This window comes from Pseudoalteromonas sp. S1608 (assembly GCF_005887265.1).
GTDB classification, from domain to species: domain Bacteria; phylum Pseudomonadota; class Gammaproteobacteria; order Enterobacterales; family Alteromonadaceae; genus Pseudoalteromonas; species Pseudoalteromonas undina.
Genome location: NZ_PNDK01000007.1, coordinates 37080 through 56910 on the forward strand (window position 1 = coordinate 37080; position 19831 = coordinate 56910).

The window sequence follows — 19831 nt, forward strand, 5'->3', positions numbered from 1 at the left end:
GTACGCTTTATTGGTTTATTAAAAACAACCAGAATTTAATTTTTACCTATACCAGTTTGGAAGGTGTTATGCAGCCACTTAATATAAAGCTCACTAGCCAGAGTAAAGCTAAATACCTGCAAATTGCAGATGCACTTAGGGAGTTGATTATAAAAGGGGACATTCTCGCTGGCAGCAAACTCAGCTCTGCACGCGATATGGCACAAGCATACGGATTAAACCGTCATACAATAATGAATGCCCTACAACTTCTTGTCGCAGAAGGATGGTTGGAATCCTATGAACGATCAGGCTACAGCGTTACCAATACATTGCCTATTCAAAACAGTATAAACACTGTCCAGTCTCAAGCATTGGCTCCTAAGCCGTATCGATTTGCTACCACGCTTACGGTGTCAGAACCTACAATGGACTTAAATCACTATGCTTATAACTTTGCTGGAGGCTTACCCGATTTAACATGCTTCCCCTATAAAGAATTTAAACGCTCTGTAAGTCATGTGTTTAATCATTTAGATACCAGCCAATTTCACTATGGTAATGTGGCTGGGGAGCCTAATTTAAAATCGCAAATTAGTCATTATTTACACAAAGCACGAAACCTAAAAACAGCCGATATTCTTATGTGTAATGGCTCTCAAGAAGCGCTTTTTTTAGTATCAAAAGCCTTTATTAATAAAGGCGATTATGTTGCAACCGAAACCTTAGGTTACCCGCCTGCTCGTAAAGCATTTGCAGCATGTGGCGCGCAGCTTATAGATATAAAACAAGATGATGAAGGGTTGTGTGTTGATGATTTTAAAACTCAGCTTGAACGCTATCCCATTAAACTTCTGTATTTAACGCCACTGCATCAATACCCAACGACTGTGACCTTATCACCCACCCGGCGCTTACAAATTTATCAGCTGTGTTATGCCCATAATGTGATGATTATTGAAGATGACTACGACCATGAATTTCACTACCGTTGCCAGCCTTTGCAACCCATGGCTGCCGATGACCCCGCAGGCATTGTGATATATCTATCAACGTTTTCAAAAATTATGTTTTCAGCAGCAAGGATTGGCTATATCTGTGCAGCGCCTGGGGTAATCGCACAATTAACCGCATGGAAGCAGCTAACGAACCATAAAAATGATGTGGTTATGCAATTAGCTGTCGCACACTGGATGAAAGAAGGTGGTTTTGAACGCCATTTAAAGCGTATGACAAAGCTCTATAAGCAGCGCTATGAAGCGATGGGTGATTATCTAACGCAGCTGCAATTATCAGGCTATCCAATTGAATATATAAAACCCGACGGTGGCATGGCGATGTGGGTTAATTTAAATAAACCGGTGGACCAATTAAAGCAAGTACTGCAAAGTAAAGGCGTGTATGTACAGGTTGAGCCTGAATTTTACTTTAAAGACTCAGAACGTAGCTTAATACCTAAGCAACACAGTTATGTACGTTTAGGATTTGCTGGGCAATCAACTTTGGCGATGCGAGCTGGACTTGAATTGATTGCTGAACACGTTTTCAAATAAAGCTTATTTGCTTAAGCTTTCAGCATCATAAAACATCGGTTTCAATGTGCCACAATTTATAAACTTATAATTGAGCTCACCAGCAGAGGGCACTTCAGTTGAGGTGCGAAACTTTTGTAAACAGGCACCACTTAAATCAACAAACATAATATGATGATAGCTTGGTGGCTGAGTTATTTGGTGAATGTAAATGCGCTCGTTATTTTTTAGCGTAACCATGTCGTACTGTTGCCATTTCGAGGCTGGACTTAAATCAGTTAGCTCACGAGTAAATAACTGCTCGCTAAGCTCTATTAATTTATCACTGTAAACTAAGCTACCTCCTTGTCTATAATCTCCAAGATACACATCTGCGGTAATTGCGACTTCTTCGCCTCGCATTAAGCGTTGAATATTAAACGGCTTTGATTTTACGGTAACTAACTCAGCATCACGTACTAAATCTAAAAATGGAATATCAGATACATCTACCTTGTACATAACATGCATATCAAAGGGAAGCTCAAAGCTTGGTATGTTAATGGCGTATACACTTGAACCTTTATTAACCAATACCATGGCATGCTCTGCTTCATATTTGGGGTTTAATGGCGGAAGTTCTGGTGGCTCTTCGGCACTAGCAAGCGAGCTGGTACAAAATACAATGCTGATAAATAAAGATACGAAGTAGGGTAGCCGCATAATAACCTCAATTAATTTATAGATATAAAGTGTAGTATACATTTATAAAAAATTATCTTTAGTTAAATTTTAGTAAGGCTTAAACGTGATACACACTAAAGTTTTAGTGTGTATCAGTATATTTAGAGTTAGCTATTATTTAATTGCTTTTTTCACTTCGCGCCAGTCAATAACTTTAAAGTTTTGCGGTTGCAGTGGCATGCGGTTGTAGCCGTCTTGCACTATAAGCATGCCCTCAGGGTAACCTGGTAAAGCTTTTGCTGTAACGGTTAAGCCATCCGTTTCACCTACGCCATCAATGCCTTTATCTAGGTTTGCAATTACATTAAACTTACCTGCAAAGCTTAGATTAGGCTGTTTATCATCTGATATGTTGTAAAGCACATAGCTATTATCGCCTTGGCTTGATACCACTAAATAGCGAGCATCATTAGCATGATAAATTTCCATACCTTCAACATCTGCCACCAGTTGCTTATTAACACTTTGTAGCTTTACTGCTTTGTTACCAGCGGTAGGCTCTGCACCTATATACCAAATTCCTGCATCTTCTTCGCCTGCAAATAATTGGCCTAGTTTATCATCAGCACTACAGCCTTCAGGTTGGCTTGGTAGGGTAAACTCTCTAACCAGTTCACCGCTTAGATTATCTTGCTCACCGATGAGCTTATATTGCTGGAATAAACCTGATTTATCATTAACAAACACGTAATGGCCTGAATCAGACGAATACATACACATGCCGTAAATCTCAGGTAAGTTAGTGGCTATTTCTGTTACATGGTTTACTTTGTTTTCTCCATCAACAGTAAATACGCTAATGCTATTAAGTGTACGGTTGCTGGCAGTGATCCACGTATGGGTTTCGTTGTTTATACCTTGATGTTGGCGCACATCAACGTTATTTAAACGGCCAACATTAAGCGACTGTACTTTGTTGCCAGCAAGGTCATAAACCATCAAACCACGGCGTTTATCTGTGCCTAAAATTAAGCTATTTTTAGCATCTTGCTCATTTGTCCAAATTGCTGGGTCATCTGCTGCATCACCAAACGCTGCAACCGGTGTGGTTTGTGCGCTGGCATGAAGGTGAGTCATAGCAACTTTGCTATTTGAGACAGAAGTTTGCGCTGCGTAGTCAACGTTTGCTTGAATGTAAGCGCCGGTTTCATCATCAATCAAAACTAGCTGCGCTTGATTGTCATTAATAAAGCTCGCTGCAACAGACTCAATAGTGTACTCACCTGACAGTGACCATTGGCTAAGCGTGTCTGTTTGAGCTTGGTAAGCATAAACCAAATTACCATCAGTGGCACTCAGCCATAAAGTACCGTCTTGTGATACTGATAGGGCACCAATCTCACTGTTTAATTCGCCGTATGGCTGTACTAAAGCCACAGGCTGCTTATTGGCATCTGATTCTGCATCAGCATTAATAGCCCACACTCCGAGCTCTGCTTCACCCACATACAGAGTTTTGGTGTCATCATTAACAGCACAGCCTGAAGCCTCAGTGACCGCAGAGAATTCACGTACTGCAATATTTTTAGCTTGGTTAGTGGCTAAATCATAAATAACCGTTTCGCTGATCAGGCCGCGAACATCCGGCACAAACGCTGATACAGTCTCGGTATTGGTGTTTTTAAATAAACACACAGCATCAGGTTGAGCTTGAGGCGGGGTAATACGAGTGAGTTCATTAAGCTGCCAAGTTTGGCCATTTTTTATAAGTTTAAAAATAGCTACGTTGTCTTGGCTCTTATCAAGACTGGCTAATATAAATTGCTGCGCTGATAATTGTTTTAGTGAAATTGACTCAAAGTTACCGGCTAACAGCACTCGGCTTTTCTCGTTATCGGTAAGTAATAAGCCCTGGCTTTCGCTCGCCATTAGCCATTGATTATTACCAAGTGCAGCTGCTTGTGAGCCTTGCATGTTTTGTTGTGGGCCAAATAACTTAGCCTCAACAGCCAGCTTTGCTATTTCAGTCGTGTTTTGGGTATCGTCATTACTTGTACAACCGCTAAGCGCAGTTACAAGCACAGCACTTGATAGCACCGCTGAAATTGTATTTAGTTTAAAGTTCATTATTTTATCCTTTACTTATCTATGTGCTTTTCAGTGTTAAAACGTACTTCACCAAGGTGATTAATCGCGCTTACACTGAGAGTTTCGCCATTGATAGAGATACTTAAAAAACCAGGTGTTGCTTCTGCGTAGCGGGTAAATTCACGTTGTTTTACAAACCGCGCTTCGCTGCCACCACCAGAGACAAAGTGAGCCACCTTGCTATTTTTTGGTTGATTGTATTGCAAGTCGTGCTCGTGCCCTGCGATATAAGCGTGCACGTTATGACGCTCCAAAATAGGTTCTAAAATGTCGCGAAGCCCTTGGTTGCGGCCAAAGCGTTTACCACTTGAATAAAGCGGGTGATGGCCTACCACAATTTTCCATTTTGCGTTACTGCCACCAAGTTGGGTTTCAAGCCAAGTAAGTTGGGTTTTATAGTCTTGTCCTTGGGTTGAACGGTATTTATCACGGTCTTTATATTCAGGCTGAATTGGGTTGGTATCTAAAAACACCATTAACACTTGCTCGTTGTTTTCAAGCGCAAATGTTTTACTGTAGTACCTTGCAGGTAACTGCCAGCGCTGACTTTTTGCGGTGTAGTCAATTTGTGCTTGGGCATTACCCAAGTAATCGTGGTTACCTAAAACAACATACCAATCTTCAAATGTGTGTGGGCCATGGTATATGTTCTCAAAGGCTGATTGCCAAAGAGGATCGTTCACACTTGCCACGCCATTTGGGTAAAAGTTATCGCCGGTCGAGACAATAAAATCGGCATCGGTTTGGTACATGGCAATTTCTAGCTGATGAGCCACTTCTTTTTGATAAAAGTGGCCGTTGTGTCCCCAATCACCAATAACCATAAAGTTAAGGCTGTCGGGTAGCGTATTTAACTTGGTTATTTTTTGTTGCTGGTATAGTGCATCTTTATAAATAACAGGCTCGTTTGCACTAAGCGCTGATGAGCACAGTAGCGCAGCCATTATGAAAGACAATTTAAACATGTTTTAACTCCAAAAAAGCACGCGATGGTTTGCCATTACGTGCTTAAAATGACAATACGTGTGATTAGAATGCGTAACGCAGCATTACTTGAATCACAGGGCCTGCTTCTTCCGATTCAAGCTCGTACTCATCAAAGGCACGATTGTTTTGATCATCAAGTGAGTCAAACTTATTGAAAACTTCGTCTTTACTGGCATCCAGTAAGTTTGAACCAACTAGGCGAAGGGTGATGTCATCCCAGCGCTTTTCAACGAAAAGCTCTAAATCTGCACCGTAAGAGGTTGTTACTTCTTCACCCACAAAGCGTCCGTATGCATCACCTTGGTTACGGTACGTTGCACCAAATGATGCGCGTAGTGTTGGTAAATCTTGGATAAAGCCAACGTTATAAACATAATCAGACTGGTCGTTAAATTTACGCTTACCAAAACTGTCTTCAACTTCACTGTCAAGCCAAGAGTAATTTAAGAAGATACCTGTATTAGGCATGTTCAAGGCGCTCAGTGGGGTTGATAAATCAAACTCAATACCTTGAACTGTACCGTCGCCGGTATTTTGTGGTTGCAGTACAAATGTGCCTTCGCCTTCTGAGCCTTCAACACCGGTACTGGCAATTTCAATAAGGTCGCTAACGTCACGGTAAAATACGTTTACACCGACAACGCCACTTTTACCTAAACGGTATTCGTAACCTAAATCGATACCCCAAGATGATTCTGGTTTGAGACTTGGGTTGCCTAAAAAGTCATTATCAGCGAGCTCTTCTTCAAGTAGGGCGGGTGTCATGTAGTCAAAGTCAGGGCGACGTAAGCTGCGAGCAACAGAGGCGCTGACTCGTCCGTTATCACTGACGCTGTAACGAAAGTGAGCCGACGGTAAGAAAAAGTCATAATCATTTTCGGCAGTAACGCCTTCATTGGTATCGGTAATACTTGAGTCAGTTGACTCCCAGCGCACCCCCATCTCCCATGAGAACACATCCGCTTCATGCTTGATTAGCGCAAATAAGTCAAAACGGTCTTCTTCAAGTTTATTAACACCGCCGTCTACTGGTTCAAATTCGTTATTAAAACCGGCAAGAGTCAGTGGATTCTGAGAGAATTGCTCCCAATTGGTAAAGTCTTTTTCCAGCTCATCTTCAGCGACAAAAATGGCGGTATCGCGCTCTTTGCCTTGCACAAAAGCACCAAATTGAACTTCTTTCGAGTCACCTACCAGTAAGCTGTGCTGCCATTGTAATGACCATTCTTTATCATCGATATCAACGGTTTCTTCTGCTTCTTCAAACACCATTGGGAGCTCTGACGTATCAAGCTCAACTTCTTGTTCGTAAACAGACTCTTCAAAGCTGGCATAACCTAACTTAAATTTGCTGGTACCGCCCAGTAGTGGTAACTCATAGCCAGAATTAATGTTGTAGTTGGTTTGATCAATAAACGAAACGTTTGCGTTATCTGAGATTAAATTACCACCCTCAACGACAGAGCCTGAGGTTGCAGATGCGTCGTCGTATTCAAAAGAGCGCTCATCTTCGGTACGATCGGTATCAACCCACATGGCGCTAATATCAAACTTGCCACCGTTATCAAACACCTTTTCAAAGCTGGCATTTAAAGAGGTATCATCACCATCACGGATATCAGATTGATCTTCACGGTTATCAAAATCGTCTGTAGCGTAATTCGGGTTATTTTCAGGGCTATCGCCATAACGTCTGCTTGATTTTTGTTTTGGGTTATAACGACCTTGTAAATTGGCACCTACTAGTAAACGGCCACCTGCAAACTCAGTACCGTAAACGCCCGCAAAGCTTTCTTTTAGTTCGCCGTCATCGTAACGTAAGCCACCAGCGCGAATATAACCGCCGTCTAAGCTATAGCCATCGCGTAGTACAATATTAAGTGTGCCTGCTATAGCATCGGCAGAGCGGTTGGCACTTGATGAACGAATAATTTCTACACGCTCAATTAATTCTGCTGGAATACGGTCCACAAAAAATGAACGGTCAGCACCGGCGCCCGGAACTTCTTCGCCATTAATAAGTACTTTTGTGTAAGCAGGGCTTAAGCCGCGCATACGTGCGCCGTCTGATTCAAGTACGTCAGATAAAAAAGTCACACTAGGAACACGCTTTAGCGCATCACCGGCGGTAAGTGGCTCAAAGCGTTGAAAGTATTCTTGTGAGTATTCCAGCGTGGGCGCTAGTTCTTGCGAGCGGTTGCGATAACCAATCTCGCCATAGACCACAAGCTCTTCAGAAACCTTTACTTCAGGTTCCCTTGGCGATGTTTGTTCCTCTGCATTCACGCTAACACTAAATTGGCTCAGTGCTAATGCCGCCACAACAGCATTTAACTTAAATTGTTTCATTGATTTGCTCCGGTTGTCCTTGGTTTGGTGAGCAAACTAAAAAAAGTTAATGACGCTAATGTGACAGTTTTACAGTTAATTCCTGACAAAACGCCAACTTAGTACTTTTCAAACAGACATTTGAGCTGTTTAAACACGGCTCCAGAGCACTAAAAATGGTTATTACTAGGTTAAATACTTATAAATTTTAATCTCAATGTCATATCAATGAGCCAAAATGACTCTGCCTAATAAATCAGTACCGCGCTAGCATACGTAATAGTGTAAATCTTAGAAGACTTAAACAATGCGATATAACCCATTTACCAGCCATGCAAAATTAACTAATACCATCATTTTATTATTAGTTATTGCTGTAGCAATATGCGCTTACTTTGGCGAACTTAAGCAATGGCAAGAAATTGCGTGGCTCGATATTGTTGGTGAGGGCGGTATTGTGTTGATGACCCTCAGCTGGATAGTTGCGTTACTTATTTCACGTCCGCCAGGCAAAGTAACTACCTTATTAGTGTTAGGTTTAGGTTTGTTTATGTTCTCAGCTACACTCGATTTACTTGATGAGTGGTTAAAACAACCTTCACAATTATGGCTCACCTGGTTTGAGTCACTACCAGCGCCGTTTGGTATGTCGCTTACCAGCGCAGGGCTTTATTATTGGCATCAAGAGCAATTTGTTCTAAATCGTCAATTGCGTCGTCGTGAAGCGCATCTTCGCGAACATGAAAAAGTCTGTCCGGTAACAGGGTTATACCGAGTTAACTACTTACATTCACTCATGCAGCAACAACAAACAGAGCAGCAAGGCGGCACTTTAGGTGTTATTGATATTCGTGATTTTGCAAAGTTTAATGCGCAGTTTGGTTTTAGTGAAGGTGATAGGTTACTGCGAGAAATTAGTGACTTATTAGTAATGAATTGCCGTTTGAATGATGTGCTTTGTCGCTATGCTGGCGATTGTTTTATTATGCTTATGCCGAATACCAGCCAAAGCCAAGCCAAAGAATTACTAGCGCAAATGAAAGCGGCGCTTAACCATTGTGCTTTTAAAGTCGCAAAAAGCAAAGGCGCACAGTTTCAGCATATTTTAACCGCCACCATGGCAATGGATTTAGCGCAAGATCCAGTGCAGCAAACCAGCCAGTTACATCAACAATTACAACAAGAAAAGGCCCTTGTAGGTGCAGCAGTATATTAGCCTAGATGATAAATACCTCAGCGCGGAGGGAATGATCACTGCGCTGGTGGAGCTTGCTCAAGGGCGAGGGATCCCGCTGCATAAATTGCTGCGTGGTACGGGTATTTTTGAGCAAGATTTATATGATCTATCACAGCGCTTTAGTTTATCGCAGTTATTGGCTTTAATTAGCCAGTTTAAAGCCTTAATGAAGAGTAATGATAGTGGCTTTTTACTGGGTCATCAATTGGTTAATGACGTTAGCCCAGCAGTGCAAAGTGTGCGTTTAAGCCCCAGTTTAGGTATGGCTTTGAAGCAATTACAACAAATTAGTACCGTTATTGCCCCTTTATTATTTACCCGTAGGCATATATTTAAAGACGATTTATATCTGTACTTGCAACCGAGTATCGGTATGGACGAGTCATTAAAAAATTATTGTTTTGAAATATACAGCGCTGCGTTAATGAGCTTACTAAAACGAGTATGTAATGTGTATCCACATTGTTATTTTGACTTTACTTGTGAACGCCCTCGGCATATTCAAGAATATGAGCAACACTTAGGCTTACGAATACGGTTTGAACAACCCTATACCCGTTGGCACTTTAATAAACAACTACTTAAGTGCACAAACCCAGAGGCTAGTCAGCTTAGGTGGCAGCAGTGCATAGCGCAAAGTGAGTTACATAAGAATGTATCACAGTCTTTTGTTGAGGCTGTGTGCCAGCGCATTTACCGTGATAAAAACAACAGCCTTGCTAACAGTGCTGAGCATTTTGCCATGAGCTCTGCTACGTTTAAACGTAAGTTAAAACAACACGGTGTCAGTTACTCTCAATTACAAGATGAGCAAAATAAACTTAAAGCTCTGCATTTACTGGGGGTGTGCCAGCAAGGTAATGAACGAGTGGCTGATCGGCTTGCATTTTATGATATTCCTAACTTTCGCCGAGCATTTAAGCGTTGGACCGGCATTACGCCAAGTCAGTTAAAAATATAATTAAAAACTAGCCGCTTGCTCTATAACAATGCCATGGCGCTTTGCTAGGCGCTGATGATCTCTGTCATAGCCTCCACCAATCACAGTGGCAACAGGAGTATTATTTGCAAGGCAGTGTTTAAGCACTAAGTGATCGCGCTTTTCTATCCCTTGCCAACTAATATCCAGTTTGCCTAAGCCATCCTCTTGCCAAATATCAACGCCAGCATCGTATAAAACCAGATCCGGGTTAAGCTCGTTTAATAAAAATTGTAGCGTATCGTCAACAATACCTAAATATTCAGCATCTTGCATATTATTGGCTAAACCAATATCTAAATCGCTAGGGGACTTTCTAAACGGGAAGTTTTTTTCACAGTGTATCGAACAGGTAAACGCATAAGGTTGATGAGCCAGCATAGCTGCGGTGCCATCGCCTTGGTGAACATCTAAATCAAAAATCAGTACGTTGGTCACTTCACGATTTTGAATTAACGTTTGTGCGGTAAAGGCTAAATCGTTCACCATACAAAAACCTGAGCCAAAATCACTATGAGCATGGTGAGTGCCGCCCGCTAAATGGCACGCAAGCCCATTTTCAAGTGCTAAACGCGCAGTTTGCAGTGTTCCCAGCGGAGCGGTAAATGTGCGGTTCATTAGTGCTTGTGACCAAGGCAAGCCAATACGGCGCATGGCTTTTTCATCTAGGCGGTTATGCCATAAATCGTGAATGTAGTTTTCACAATGTACTATTTCTAGCTCTTCTACACTACCATGTGGTGGTTCTGTGATATTACTGCCAGCAAGTCCAAGGGTTTTAACATGCTGGTGTAGCTGAGCAAATTTACTCATTACAAAGCGATGCTTGGGATCAAAACTAAACGAGTAGTTAGGATGATAAACTAAAGGTAGATTGGGGTTTAAACTCATATCTGCGTCGTTTAATTATTTTTGATTATGGTAATAAACTTCACGCAGTGCGTCTATTTATGTTTGGTGAATAAGCGTTTCAAGCTCGCGGTGTAATAATGTTTCATCAGCAAGGTTTAGCTCAACTAAACGCTTTAAATGCGTGATACTGTCTATATCAATACTATGGCATTTAAGACCAATATGGTTTTCTTCTATGTGACGAATAACCACCGGCATTTTTATTTCAATATCGCTTTGTGGCAAAGTAAAACGTAATATTGCTTCGTCATTTTTGTTGCCTGTAAAGGCATCGCTTTTAGTGATCAGCGCACCATGTAAAGAGATATCTAATAGAGTGCATTCATACTGGCTGCTAGCCATAACTAATTGCGCTGCAGTAGAGAACATAATACGAGAAAATTGCCGACGGTTTTGCATAATAATCTTATAAAGCTGTTATTTATAATAAGCATAGCTGGTAATGCCCAACACGCCAATTTGCTTAAAGATAAAAATAGCTCGCATAAAAAAGCCCCGCATTAAATGCAGGGCTTTTAACTTATTCACTGTGGCTGTTAGCCAATTTTTTTATACTTTATGCGCTTAGGCTGGGCAGCTTCTGCGCCAAGAGTCTTTTTAAGCCACTCTTCGTATTCAGTGTAGTTACCATCAAAGAAGTTAATTTGGCCTTCGTCGCGGTAATCTAAAATGTGTGTAGCAATACGGTCAAGGAACCAACGGTCATGCGAGATACACATTACACAACCTGGGAATTCTAAAATAGCATTCTCAAGAGCACGTAATGTTTCAACGTCCAAGTCATTGGTTGGCTCATCTAGAAGTACCACGTTGCCGCCTGCTTTTAACAGCTTAGCTAGGTGTAAACGGTTGCGCTCACCGCCAGATAAGTCTTTAACAAACTTTTGCTGATCGTTACCTTTAAAGTTAAAACGGCTAACGTAAGCACGGCTTGGGAACTCAAAGTTACCAATTTTTAGTACATCTTGGCCGTCAGAGATTTCTTGGAATACCGTTTTACTTTCGTCCATGTTGCCACGGAACTGATCAACAGTTGCCAGTTCTACTGTTTCACCAATGCTGATATTACCGCTATCTGGCTGCTCTTCACCGCTTAACATTTTAAATAGCGTTGATTTACCTGCACCATTGGCACCAATAATACCCACAATAGCGCCCTTAGGCATGCTAAAGCTTAAGTCATCAATTAAAACGCGGTCGCCAAAGCTTTTACGTAAGTTGTTTACTTCTAATACTTGGTCACCTAAACGTGGGCCAGGTGGAATAAACAATTCGTTGGTTTCGTTACGTTTTTGGTAATCAGACTGTTGTAGCTCGCTAAACTGCGCCATACGTGCTTTTGACTTAGCTTGACGACCTTTAGGGTTTGAACGCACCCACTCAAGTTCTTGTGCAATTGATTTTTGACGTGCTTTTTCAGATTTTTGCTCTTGTTGTAAGCGGGCATCTTTTTGCTCAAGCCAAGACGAGTAGTTACCTTCCCACGGAATACCTTCACCACGGTCAAGCTCTAAAATCCAACCTGCTACATTATCAAGGAAGTAACGGTCATGCGTTACTGCCACAACAGTGCCTTCGTAGTCATGTAAGAAGCGCTCTAACCAGGCAACCGACTCAGCATCTAAGTGGTTAGTTGGTTCATCGAGAATCAGCATGTCTGGTTTTTCAAGTAACAAACGACAAATAGCAACACGACGGCGCTCACCACCCGATAGGTGCTCAATTTTAGCATCCCACTCAGGTAAACGAAGTGCATCGGCAGCACGCTCTAAAACGTTATCGATATTATGACCATCGTGGGCTTGAATAACCGCTTCTAATTCACCTTGCTCTTTAGCCAGTGCGTCAAAGTCAGCACCTTCCATTGCGTATTCGTTATACACTTCGTCAAGGCGGTTAAGGGCATGTTTTACTTCACCTACAGCTTCTTCAACAATTTCACGAACTGTTTTGCTTTCGTCTAAAACAGGCTCTTGCGGTAAGTAACCAATTTTAGTGCCTGGTTGAGGGCGAGCTTCACCTTCAAACTCTTCATCAACACCCGCCATAATGCGAAGTAGTGATGATTTACCAGAACCATTTAAACCTAGCACACCAATTTTTGCGCCTGGGAAAAAATGCAACGAAATATCTTTTAAGATAGTGCGTTTTGGTGGCACAACCTTAGATACTCGACTCATCGAGAATATAAACTTATCAGGTAAAACCATGGAAGAAGCCTTCAAATAATAATAAAAATTTCAATGCTGTATTGTAGTGGCTCACAGGTGAAACAGTCAACGAATGGCACTGTTTTAAAGTACATATTCAATTTATACAAACCGCGTGAATAAATTTCATTTAGACATCTATACATCTAGAGGTTGATATTTTTGGCATTCTGTTCATAATGAGAGCGTATTAACTCTCGGTTTTTATGAGCAGGAGCTTTAAGAATGCCAATTACAGTAGAAGACGAATTGCCAGCTATTGCACGTTTACGTCATGAAAACGTGTTTGTAATGCCAAAAACGCGTGCAAAAACCCAAGAAATACGCCCTATGCGTTTGGCTATTCTTAATCTTATGCCTAATAAAGTAGAAACCGAAGTACAGTTTATTCGCTTGTTGGCTAACTCTCCGCTGCAAGTAAATGTTGAGCTATTGCGCCTTGATACGCACCGCAGTAGTAGCAACTCAGAGCAACACTTAGATACTTTTTATCGTTATTTCTCAGAAGTAAAAAACAACAACTACGATGCACTGTTAATTACCGGTGCACCGCTCGCACATTTAGAGTATGAAGAAGTAGCGTATTGGGAAGAGCTCAAAGTAATTATTGATTGGGCCGAGCAACATGTAACTTCTACCTTGTTTTCGTGCTGGGCTGCACACGCGGCCTTATACCACCGTTATAATTTAAAGCGCGATTTAAAAGACAACAAACTCTGCGGGGTGTTTACCCATCAATGCTACTTTGCCCATGGTGCACTTACCCGCGGCTTTGACGATACCTTTTTAGTACCCCACTCACGCTATGGCCACATAGATATTAATAAAATAAACGCCTGTGAAGAGCTGGTGGTATTAGCAGGCTCTGAACGAGTAGGGGCGTATTTACTTAAAAATAAATCGGGCAGCCAAGTGTTTATTACCGGCCACCCCGAATACGATGCCGACAGTTTAAAAGCCGAATATGAGCGCGATTTACAAAAAAGCCCCGATGCGCCAAAGCCTGAAAACTATTTTCCTGATGACGATGCCAGCAAACAACCGTCTAAAACATGGCAAAGCCACGCGTTTTTACTGTTTTCAAACTGGTTAAATTATTATGTTTACCAAACCACACCCTATGATATTAACTTAGTTAGCCAAGACGTAAGGACTAACAACTATGCCGAATAATCCTCAAAACAATAAGCATGAACAGCTGAGCACTGCGCTCAAACAGCGCATTTTAATTTTAGATGGTGCAATGGGAACCATGATCCAAGCGCATAAGCTTGAAGAGCAAGATTACCGTGGTGAACGTTTTAAAGATTGGCACGTGCTTATTAAAGGTAATAACGATTTATTAAGCCTAACCAAGCCTGAAATTATTACTGACATACACCGCAGTTTTTTAGCCGCCGGTGCCGATATTATCGAAACTAACACCTTTAACTCGACCACTATTTCGATGGAAGATTACGACATGGCGAGTATAAGCCGTGAAGTTAATTTAGAGTCAGCTAAGTTAGCCCGTGCTGTATGTGATGAATTTAGCGCTAAAACCCCAGAAAAACCGCGCTATGTAGCGGGTGTTTTAGGGCCAACATCTAAAACCTGTTCGTTATCGCCGGATGTAAACGACCCTGGCTATCGTAATATCACCTTTGATAAGTTAGTGACTGCGTATGTGGAGTCGACCCTTGCACTTATGGAAGGCGGTGTAGATATTATTTTAATCGAAACAATATTCGACACGCTTAATGCAAAAGCCGCCTCATTCGCGGTAGAAGAGGCGTTTGAACAAGCAGGGCGTACATTACCAGTGATGATATCAGGCACTATCACCGACGCCTCAGGCCGCACGCTTTCAGGGCAAACCACCGAAGCATTTTATAACTCTATTCGCCATATTAAGCCGCTTTCAATTGGCTTAAATTGCGCTCTTGGGCCAGATTTACTTCGCCAATACGTTGAAGAGCTATCGCGCGTGTGCGAAACCTTTGTCTCTGTTCACCCTAATGCGGGCTTACCCAATGAGTTCGGAGAATACGATTTAGAAGCAGACGACATGGCAAAAGAGATCATAGATTGGGGTAAATCGGGCTTTATTAATATTGTTGGCGGTTGCTGCGGCACTACGCCTGCGCACATTCGTGCCTTTGCCAAAGGGCTTGAAGGCACAGCACCACGAAAATTACCAGAGCTTGAAGTGCGCATGCGTTTATCAGGCCTAGAAGCCTGTAACTTAAATTAAGGAGCCGCCAATGACCCAACAAATTGCAGTATTTACCAATGTCGGCGAGCGTACTAACGTAACTGGCTCGGCCATGTTTAAACGTTTGATCATGGAAGAAGACTACGAGACCGCCCTGAATGTGGCCCGCGAACAAGTAGAAAATGGCGCCCAAGTTATTGATATCAACATGGACGAAGCCATGCTGGACTCAAAAGCGGCCATGGTGAAGTTTTTAAACTTAATTGCCTCAGAGCCTGATATTTCTAAAGTACCTATAATGGTCGACTCCTCAAAGTGGGAAGTTATAGAAGCAGGCTTAAAGTGTATTCAAGGCAAGGCCATTGTTAACTCCATTTCACTTAAAGAGGGTGAAGAGCCGTTTATTCGCCAAGCTAAAATTATAAAACGCTTTGGCGCCGCCGCTGTTGTGATGGCGTTTGATACCGACGGCCAAGCCGATACCGCCGACCGTAAGTTTGAAATTTGTGAGCGCAGCTACCGTATTTTGGTCGACGAAATAGGCTTCCCGCCAGAAGACATTATATTCGACCCCAACATATTTGCCGTTGCCACCGGCATAGAAGAGCACGACAACTACGCCGTAGAATTTATTGAAGGCACCCGCCGTATCAAGCAAAACTTACCCCATTGTAAAGTGTCGGGTGGGGTATCAAACGTATCGTTTTCATTCAGAGGTAATAACCCAGTACGTGAAGCGATTCACTCGGTGTTTTTATACCATGCTATAAAAGCGGGTATGGATATGGGCATAGTAAACGCAGGGCAGCTTGCGGTTTACGACGACATCCCCGAGGAACTTCGTAAAGCTGTAGAAGATGTAATTCTTAATACCGACCCCGGTGCTGGCGAGCGCCTTGTTGAACTTGCGCCTAAATATTCAGGCATGGCACAAGCTGAGCGGGTAGAAGATTTAGAATGGCGCACTTGGTCGGTTGAAAAACGCCTAGAGCATGCTCTAGTAAAAGGCATAACCACCTTTATAGATGAAGATACAGAAGAGTGCCGTGCTGGCGCCGATAAACCTATTCACGTCATTGAAGGGCCACTTATGGATGGCATGAACGTGGTTGGGGATTTATTTGGTGCCGGTAAAATGTTTTTACCGCAAGTGGTTAAATCGGCTCGGGTAATGAAACGCGCGGTCGCCTACCTCGACCCATTCATTGAAGCCGAAAAAGAAGAGGGCGCCACCAATGGTAAAATTGTTATGGCTACCGTAAAAGGTGACGTGCATGACATAGGTAAAAACATTGTTGGCGTAGTACTACAATGTAATAACTACGAAGTAATCGACCTTGGGGTAATGGTGCCAGCAGATAAAATACTGCAAACCGCGATTGACGAAAAAGCCGATATTATAGGCCTTTCGGGCTTAATTACCCCATCGCTTGATGAAATGGTACACGTTGCCAAAGAAATGAAACGCCGAGGCTTTGAGCTGCCGTTAATGATTGGCGGGGCAACCACCTCAAAAGCGCATACCGCAGTAAAAATAGAGCCGCAGTACGACAAAGGCGTGGTGTATGTAAATAACGCCAGCCGCGCCGTGGGTGTGGTGTCTAATTTATTATCAAAAGAGCATAAAGCAGAATTTTTATCTAAAACCACCGCCGAGTACGACAAAGTACGCGAACAACAAGCACGCAAAAAGCCGCGCTCAAAACCAGTTACCATACAGCGCGCCCGCGATAATGCTGCAAAGCTCGATTGGGATAACTACACACCACCCGTGCCGAAAAAGCTGGGCGTGACCGAGTTTAAAAATGTATCAATCGCGACTTTACGCAAATACATAGACTGGACGCCGTACTTTATGACCTGGTCAATCGCCGGTAAGTATCCGCGCATAATGGACGATGAAGTAGTGGGCGAACAGGCACAAAGCCTATTTAAAGACGCCAACGATATGCTCGACGACCTTGAAAAATCAGGCACTTTGCAACCACTAGGTGTAATTGGTTTATTCCCAGCTAACCGTGTGGGCGATGACATAGAAATTTACACCGATGAAACGCGAAAAGAGCTATTAACTACTTCGTGCCATTTGCGCCAGCAAACCGAAAAAACCGACTTTGCTAATTACTGTTTAGCCGATTACATTGCGCCAAAAGGCACGCCAGATTACTTTGGTGCGTTTGCGGTAACAGGTGGCTTAGAAGAAGACGATCTTGCTGACGCGTTCGATGCCAAGCAAGACGACTACAATAAAATAATGGTAAAAGCCGTTGCCGACAGGCTTGCCGAGGCCTTTGCAGAATACCTGCACGAACAAGTGCGTAAAGAGTACTGGGGATATGCACCCGATGAAAACCTCGGTAACGATGAACTAATTCGCGAAAACTACCAAGGTATTCGCCCTGCGCCGGGTTACCCTGCGTGCCCAGAGCACACCGAGAAAAAGAAAATTTGGCAGTTACTCGATACCGAAAAACGCATTGGTATGCAGCTCACCAGCTCGTACGCCATGTGGCCAGGTGCAGCGGTATCAGGTTGGTACTTCTCACACCCACAAGCTAAATACTACGCGGTAGCAGCAGTACAGAAGGATCAGGTAGAAGACTACGCCAAGCGAACTAATATGACGCTCGCAGAAGCCGAAAGGTGGCTATCGCCTAATTTGGGGTATGATCCGGAATAAAAGAGCAGCGGTCAAAAGTTGAAGCGGTCAGTTTTTAGCTGTCAGCTATCAGTAAAACAAAAACGAGCCAAGTTAGGCTCGTTTTTTACTTTTATTACGTTGTTTAAGAACAATCAGTTGAAATCATATAATATGGTTATGCAGGCACTATTGGTGATTTCTCTTTAACTGAATTAATATTAGGTAAACGTTGAAAAACTTATATGAAGCAATTGCTTAGTAATAATTTGAAACTATTAGTCGCCAAAACTAAATGAAATTTTAGTTACTCAAGCGGCAGGTGTATTTGTAAGTTATTTAAATAAGGATTAGTTATTTTGAGGGATAAAATTACAGGGCTTTGGAATAGAAAGAAATTTGTATTAATGACACTTATTGCTCTTCTTATTACTTCTATAGGTGCTTATGAAATCCTCTACCACTCTAATGGACATTCTAATTTTTGGCCTGATTTTGGTAGCTGGATTGGGGGAGTGGGAACTATTTATGCCGTGATTATCGCAATTGTTGAGTATAAGAGTCGAAAACGGATTGATGGGGCATATGAAAGATTCGAAATACTTAGTTGCGTAAAAGGAGAATATTTCCACAGCTGGATGTATTGTACTTTATATCAACTAGAAACGAAAAGTTGCTTGGAGTCATTCAGTAGTTCTTCAAAAGACAAGCAAGATATTGCGGAGGAGAAGTGGAAGCGTTCTTTAAAGTCGACACTAGAGTTTCATCAAAAGTTTATAATCGCTCATAATAAATTGTCTAACTCTGTAATACGCCTAAGATTTTTGTCTCCAGATAAATATAAAATATTAGAAGGTGATTTTGAAAAATTGTATAAATTAGCAAATGATGTTGAAAGGCTTATGGATACTATTGATCAGCGGCGATTTGATAAAATGGATCCTAGCTGGTCGTCAGAATTTAAAGTTTTATCAGATAATATAAGTAAAAAAAATAATTATGATCACATTTTTAATATTCAGTATGATAATGAATGGTTGGAATATTTAGAAGGCATTCAAGAAAATGTATTTAACCTTTTATTAAAAAAGTTAGAAAATCCAAAGTTGTAATTTAGAAATTTAAGGCTACCTAAAGCCTTAAGATACATTATATTTTTATAAAGTTGCTTTTGACCTTATATTTTCACTTAGTGTCAGGTATTACCTACCTTTATACAATGCATTTTCAATAACTTTAAATAAAAGGACTACAAATGAAGTATTTACATTATATATTGCTTTGCTTGTCCCTACTTTTCACATCGAATACATTTGCGCTTGAGCAAAAGTATCACGAGAGTATTTCACCCATTATTACAGCGTTTAAAGCTGATGATAGAGCGGCTATTGCTGCACTTATACGTTACCCGCTACAACGACGAAATCCACTGCCAGCTATTAAAAATGAAGCTGAGTTGATAGAGCGTTTTGATGAAGTGTTTGATGATAAACTCGCCGCAGTTATTGCCAGCTCTAATATCAATACCGACTGGGATAACGTAGGTTGGCGCGGCATTATGCTCAATAACGGCGTAATGTGGGTAGACACAGACGGCAAAGTTCTTGCTGTGAATACACAAAATAGCACTGAGCAAGCACATGCAGAAAAGTTAATCGCTCAAAATAAACAATCACTCCATTCAAGTATTAAAACCTTTCAAAAACCAATACTTGATTGGAAAACATCAAAATACCGAGTTCGTGTTGATGATTTAGGCGATGGAAACTTCCGTTATGCGTCGTGGAGCATTGATAAAAGCCCAAGCGATAAGCCTGATCTGGTTTTAATTAATGGTGATATTACCTTTGAAGGTAGTGGCGGCAATCATCACTATACGTTTAAAAACGGACGTTACAGTTACGTATTGCAAGTAACTGTAATTGGTTGTGATACCTCACCACCAGGTTGGCTTGAAGTATATAAAGACGATAAGTTGTTATTGTCTGACGCTGTGATCAGTGCAGTTAATAAGGCTAATTAAG

The 19831-nt window shown here is 41.8% G+C and carries 15 protein-coding genes; 8 read left to right on the forward strand and 7 right to left on the reverse strand.

Going from position 1 to position 19831, the window contains the following annotated elements:
• Positions 1 to 68 precede the first annotated feature (68 nt).
• Complete coding sequence (gene pdxR, locus CWB75_RS04005) at positions 69 to 1532, forward strand: MocR-like pyridoxine biosynthesis transcription factor PdxR (protein ID WP_138569953.1); 1464 nt, start codon at positions 69 to 71, stop codon at positions 1530 to 1532.
• 3 nt (positions 1533 to 1535) lie between these two features.
• Here the strand turns inward: pdxR and CWB75_RS04010 are convergent, their stop codons facing one another.
• The 4 genes from CWB75_RS04010 to CWB75_RS04025 form a co-directional block, all read right to left on the reverse strand.
• Complete coding sequence (locus CWB75_RS04010; protein WP_041709101.1) at positions 1536 to 2213, reverse strand: hypothetical protein; 678 nt, start codon at positions 2211 to 2213, stop codon at positions 1536 to 1538.
• Between the two features lie 135 nt (positions 2214 to 2348).
• On the reverse strand, positions 2349 to 4301 hold the full coding sequence (locus CWB75_RS04015) for a phytase (RefSeq protein ID WP_138569954.1): 1953 nt from the start codon (positions 4299 to 4301) through the stop codon (positions 2349 to 2351).
• Between the two features lie 11 nt (positions 4302 to 4312).
• Positions 4313 to 5287 (reverse strand): metallophosphoesterase, encoded by a 975-nt coding sequence (locus CWB75_RS04020; RefSeq protein ID WP_138569955.1) that lies wholly within the window; start codon positions 5285 to 5287, stop codon positions 4313 to 4315.
• Between the two features lie 64 nt (positions 5288 to 5351).
• Positions 5352 to 7658 (reverse strand): TonB-dependent receptor plug domain-containing protein, encoded by a 2307-nt coding sequence (locus tag CWB75_RS04025; protein ID WP_138569956.1) that lies wholly within the window; start codon positions 7656 to 7658, stop codon positions 5352 to 5354.
• Between the two features lie 286 nt (positions 7659 to 7944).
• Here CWB75_RS04025 and CWB75_RS04030 point away from each other — a divergent pair, with 286 nt between their 5' ends.
• Both CWB75_RS04030 and CWB75_RS04035 read left to right on the forward strand, forming a co-directional pair.
• On the forward strand, positions 7945 to 8853 hold the full coding sequence (locus CWB75_RS04030) for a GGDEF domain-containing protein (protein WP_138569957.1): 909 nt from the start codon (positions 7945 to 7947) through the stop codon (positions 8851 to 8853).
• Positions 8837 to 9835, forward strand: a complete 999-nt coding sequence (locus CWB75_RS04035; RefSeq protein WP_138569958.1) for an AraC family transcriptional regulator — start codon at positions 8837 to 8839, stop codon at positions 9833 to 9835. The genes CWB75_RS04030 and CWB75_RS04035 overlap by 17 nt, the downstream gene beginning before the upstream one ends.
• Here CWB75_RS04035 and CWB75_RS04040 read toward each other — a convergent pair whose 3' ends face one another.
• The 3 genes from CWB75_RS04040 to ettA all read right to left on the reverse strand — a co-directional run bounded on the left by CWB75_RS04040 (position 9836) and on the right by ettA (position 12975).
• On the reverse strand, positions 9836 to 10744 hold the full coding sequence (locus CWB75_RS04040; RefSeq protein ID WP_138569959.1) for a histone deacetylase family protein: 909 nt from the start codon (positions 10742 to 10744) through the stop codon (positions 9836 to 9838).
• A 57-nt stretch (positions 10745 to 10801) separates the two neighbouring features.
• The gene (locus CWB75_RS04045) at positions 10802 to 11164 is read right to left on the reverse strand and encodes a PilZ domain-containing protein (RefSeq protein ID WP_138569960.1); all 363 of its coding nucleotides are present in this window, start codon (positions 11162 to 11164) and stop codon (positions 10802 to 10804) included.
• Between the two features lie 137 nt (positions 11165 to 11301).
• Complete coding sequence (ettA, locus tag CWB75_RS04050; RefSeq protein WP_008111928.1) at positions 11302 to 12975, reverse strand: energy-dependent translational throttle protein EttA; 1674 nt, start codon at positions 12973 to 12975, stop codon at positions 11302 to 11304.
• Positions 12976 to 13200: 225 nt separating this feature from the next.
• Here ettA and CWB75_RS04055 point away from each other — a divergent pair, with 225 nt between their 5' ends.
• From CWB75_RS04055 to CWB75_RS04075, 5 genes are all read left to right on the forward strand, one after another.
• Positions 13201 to 14148: a homoserine O-succinyltransferase gene (locus tag CWB75_RS04055; RefSeq protein WP_008111930.1), complete on the forward strand. Its 948-nt coding sequence runs from the start codon at positions 13201 to 13203 to the stop codon at positions 14146 to 14148.
• Positions 14138 to 15208 carry a homocysteine S-methyltransferase family protein gene (locus CWB75_RS04060; RefSeq protein WP_138569961.1) on the forward strand — a complete coding sequence of 357 codons (1071 nt, stop codon included), beginning with the start codon at positions 14138 to 14140 and terminating at the stop codon, positions 15206 to 15208. Before CWB75_RS04055 ends, CWB75_RS04060 begins: the two co-directional genes overlap by 11 nt.
• 10 nt (positions 15209 to 15218) lie before the next feature.
• A complete protein-coding gene (gene metH / locus CWB75_RS04065) occupies positions 15219 to 17849 on the forward strand; it encodes a methionine synthase (protein WP_138569962.1) in 2631 nt (876 codons plus the stop codon).
• A 317-nt stretch (positions 17850 to 18166) separates the two neighbouring features.
• Complete coding sequence (locus CWB75_RS04070) at positions 18167 to 18919, forward strand: hypothetical protein (RefSeq protein ID WP_138569963.1); 753 nt, start codon at positions 18167 to 18169, stop codon at positions 18917 to 18919.
• Between the two features lie 143 nt (positions 18920 to 19062).
• Positions 19063 to 19830, forward strand: coding sequence for a hypothetical protein (locus tag CWB75_RS04075; protein ID WP_138569964.1), 768 nt, complete (start codon positions 19063 to 19065; stop codon positions 19828 to 19830).
• The last annotated feature ends 1 nt before the right edge of the window (position 19831 follow it).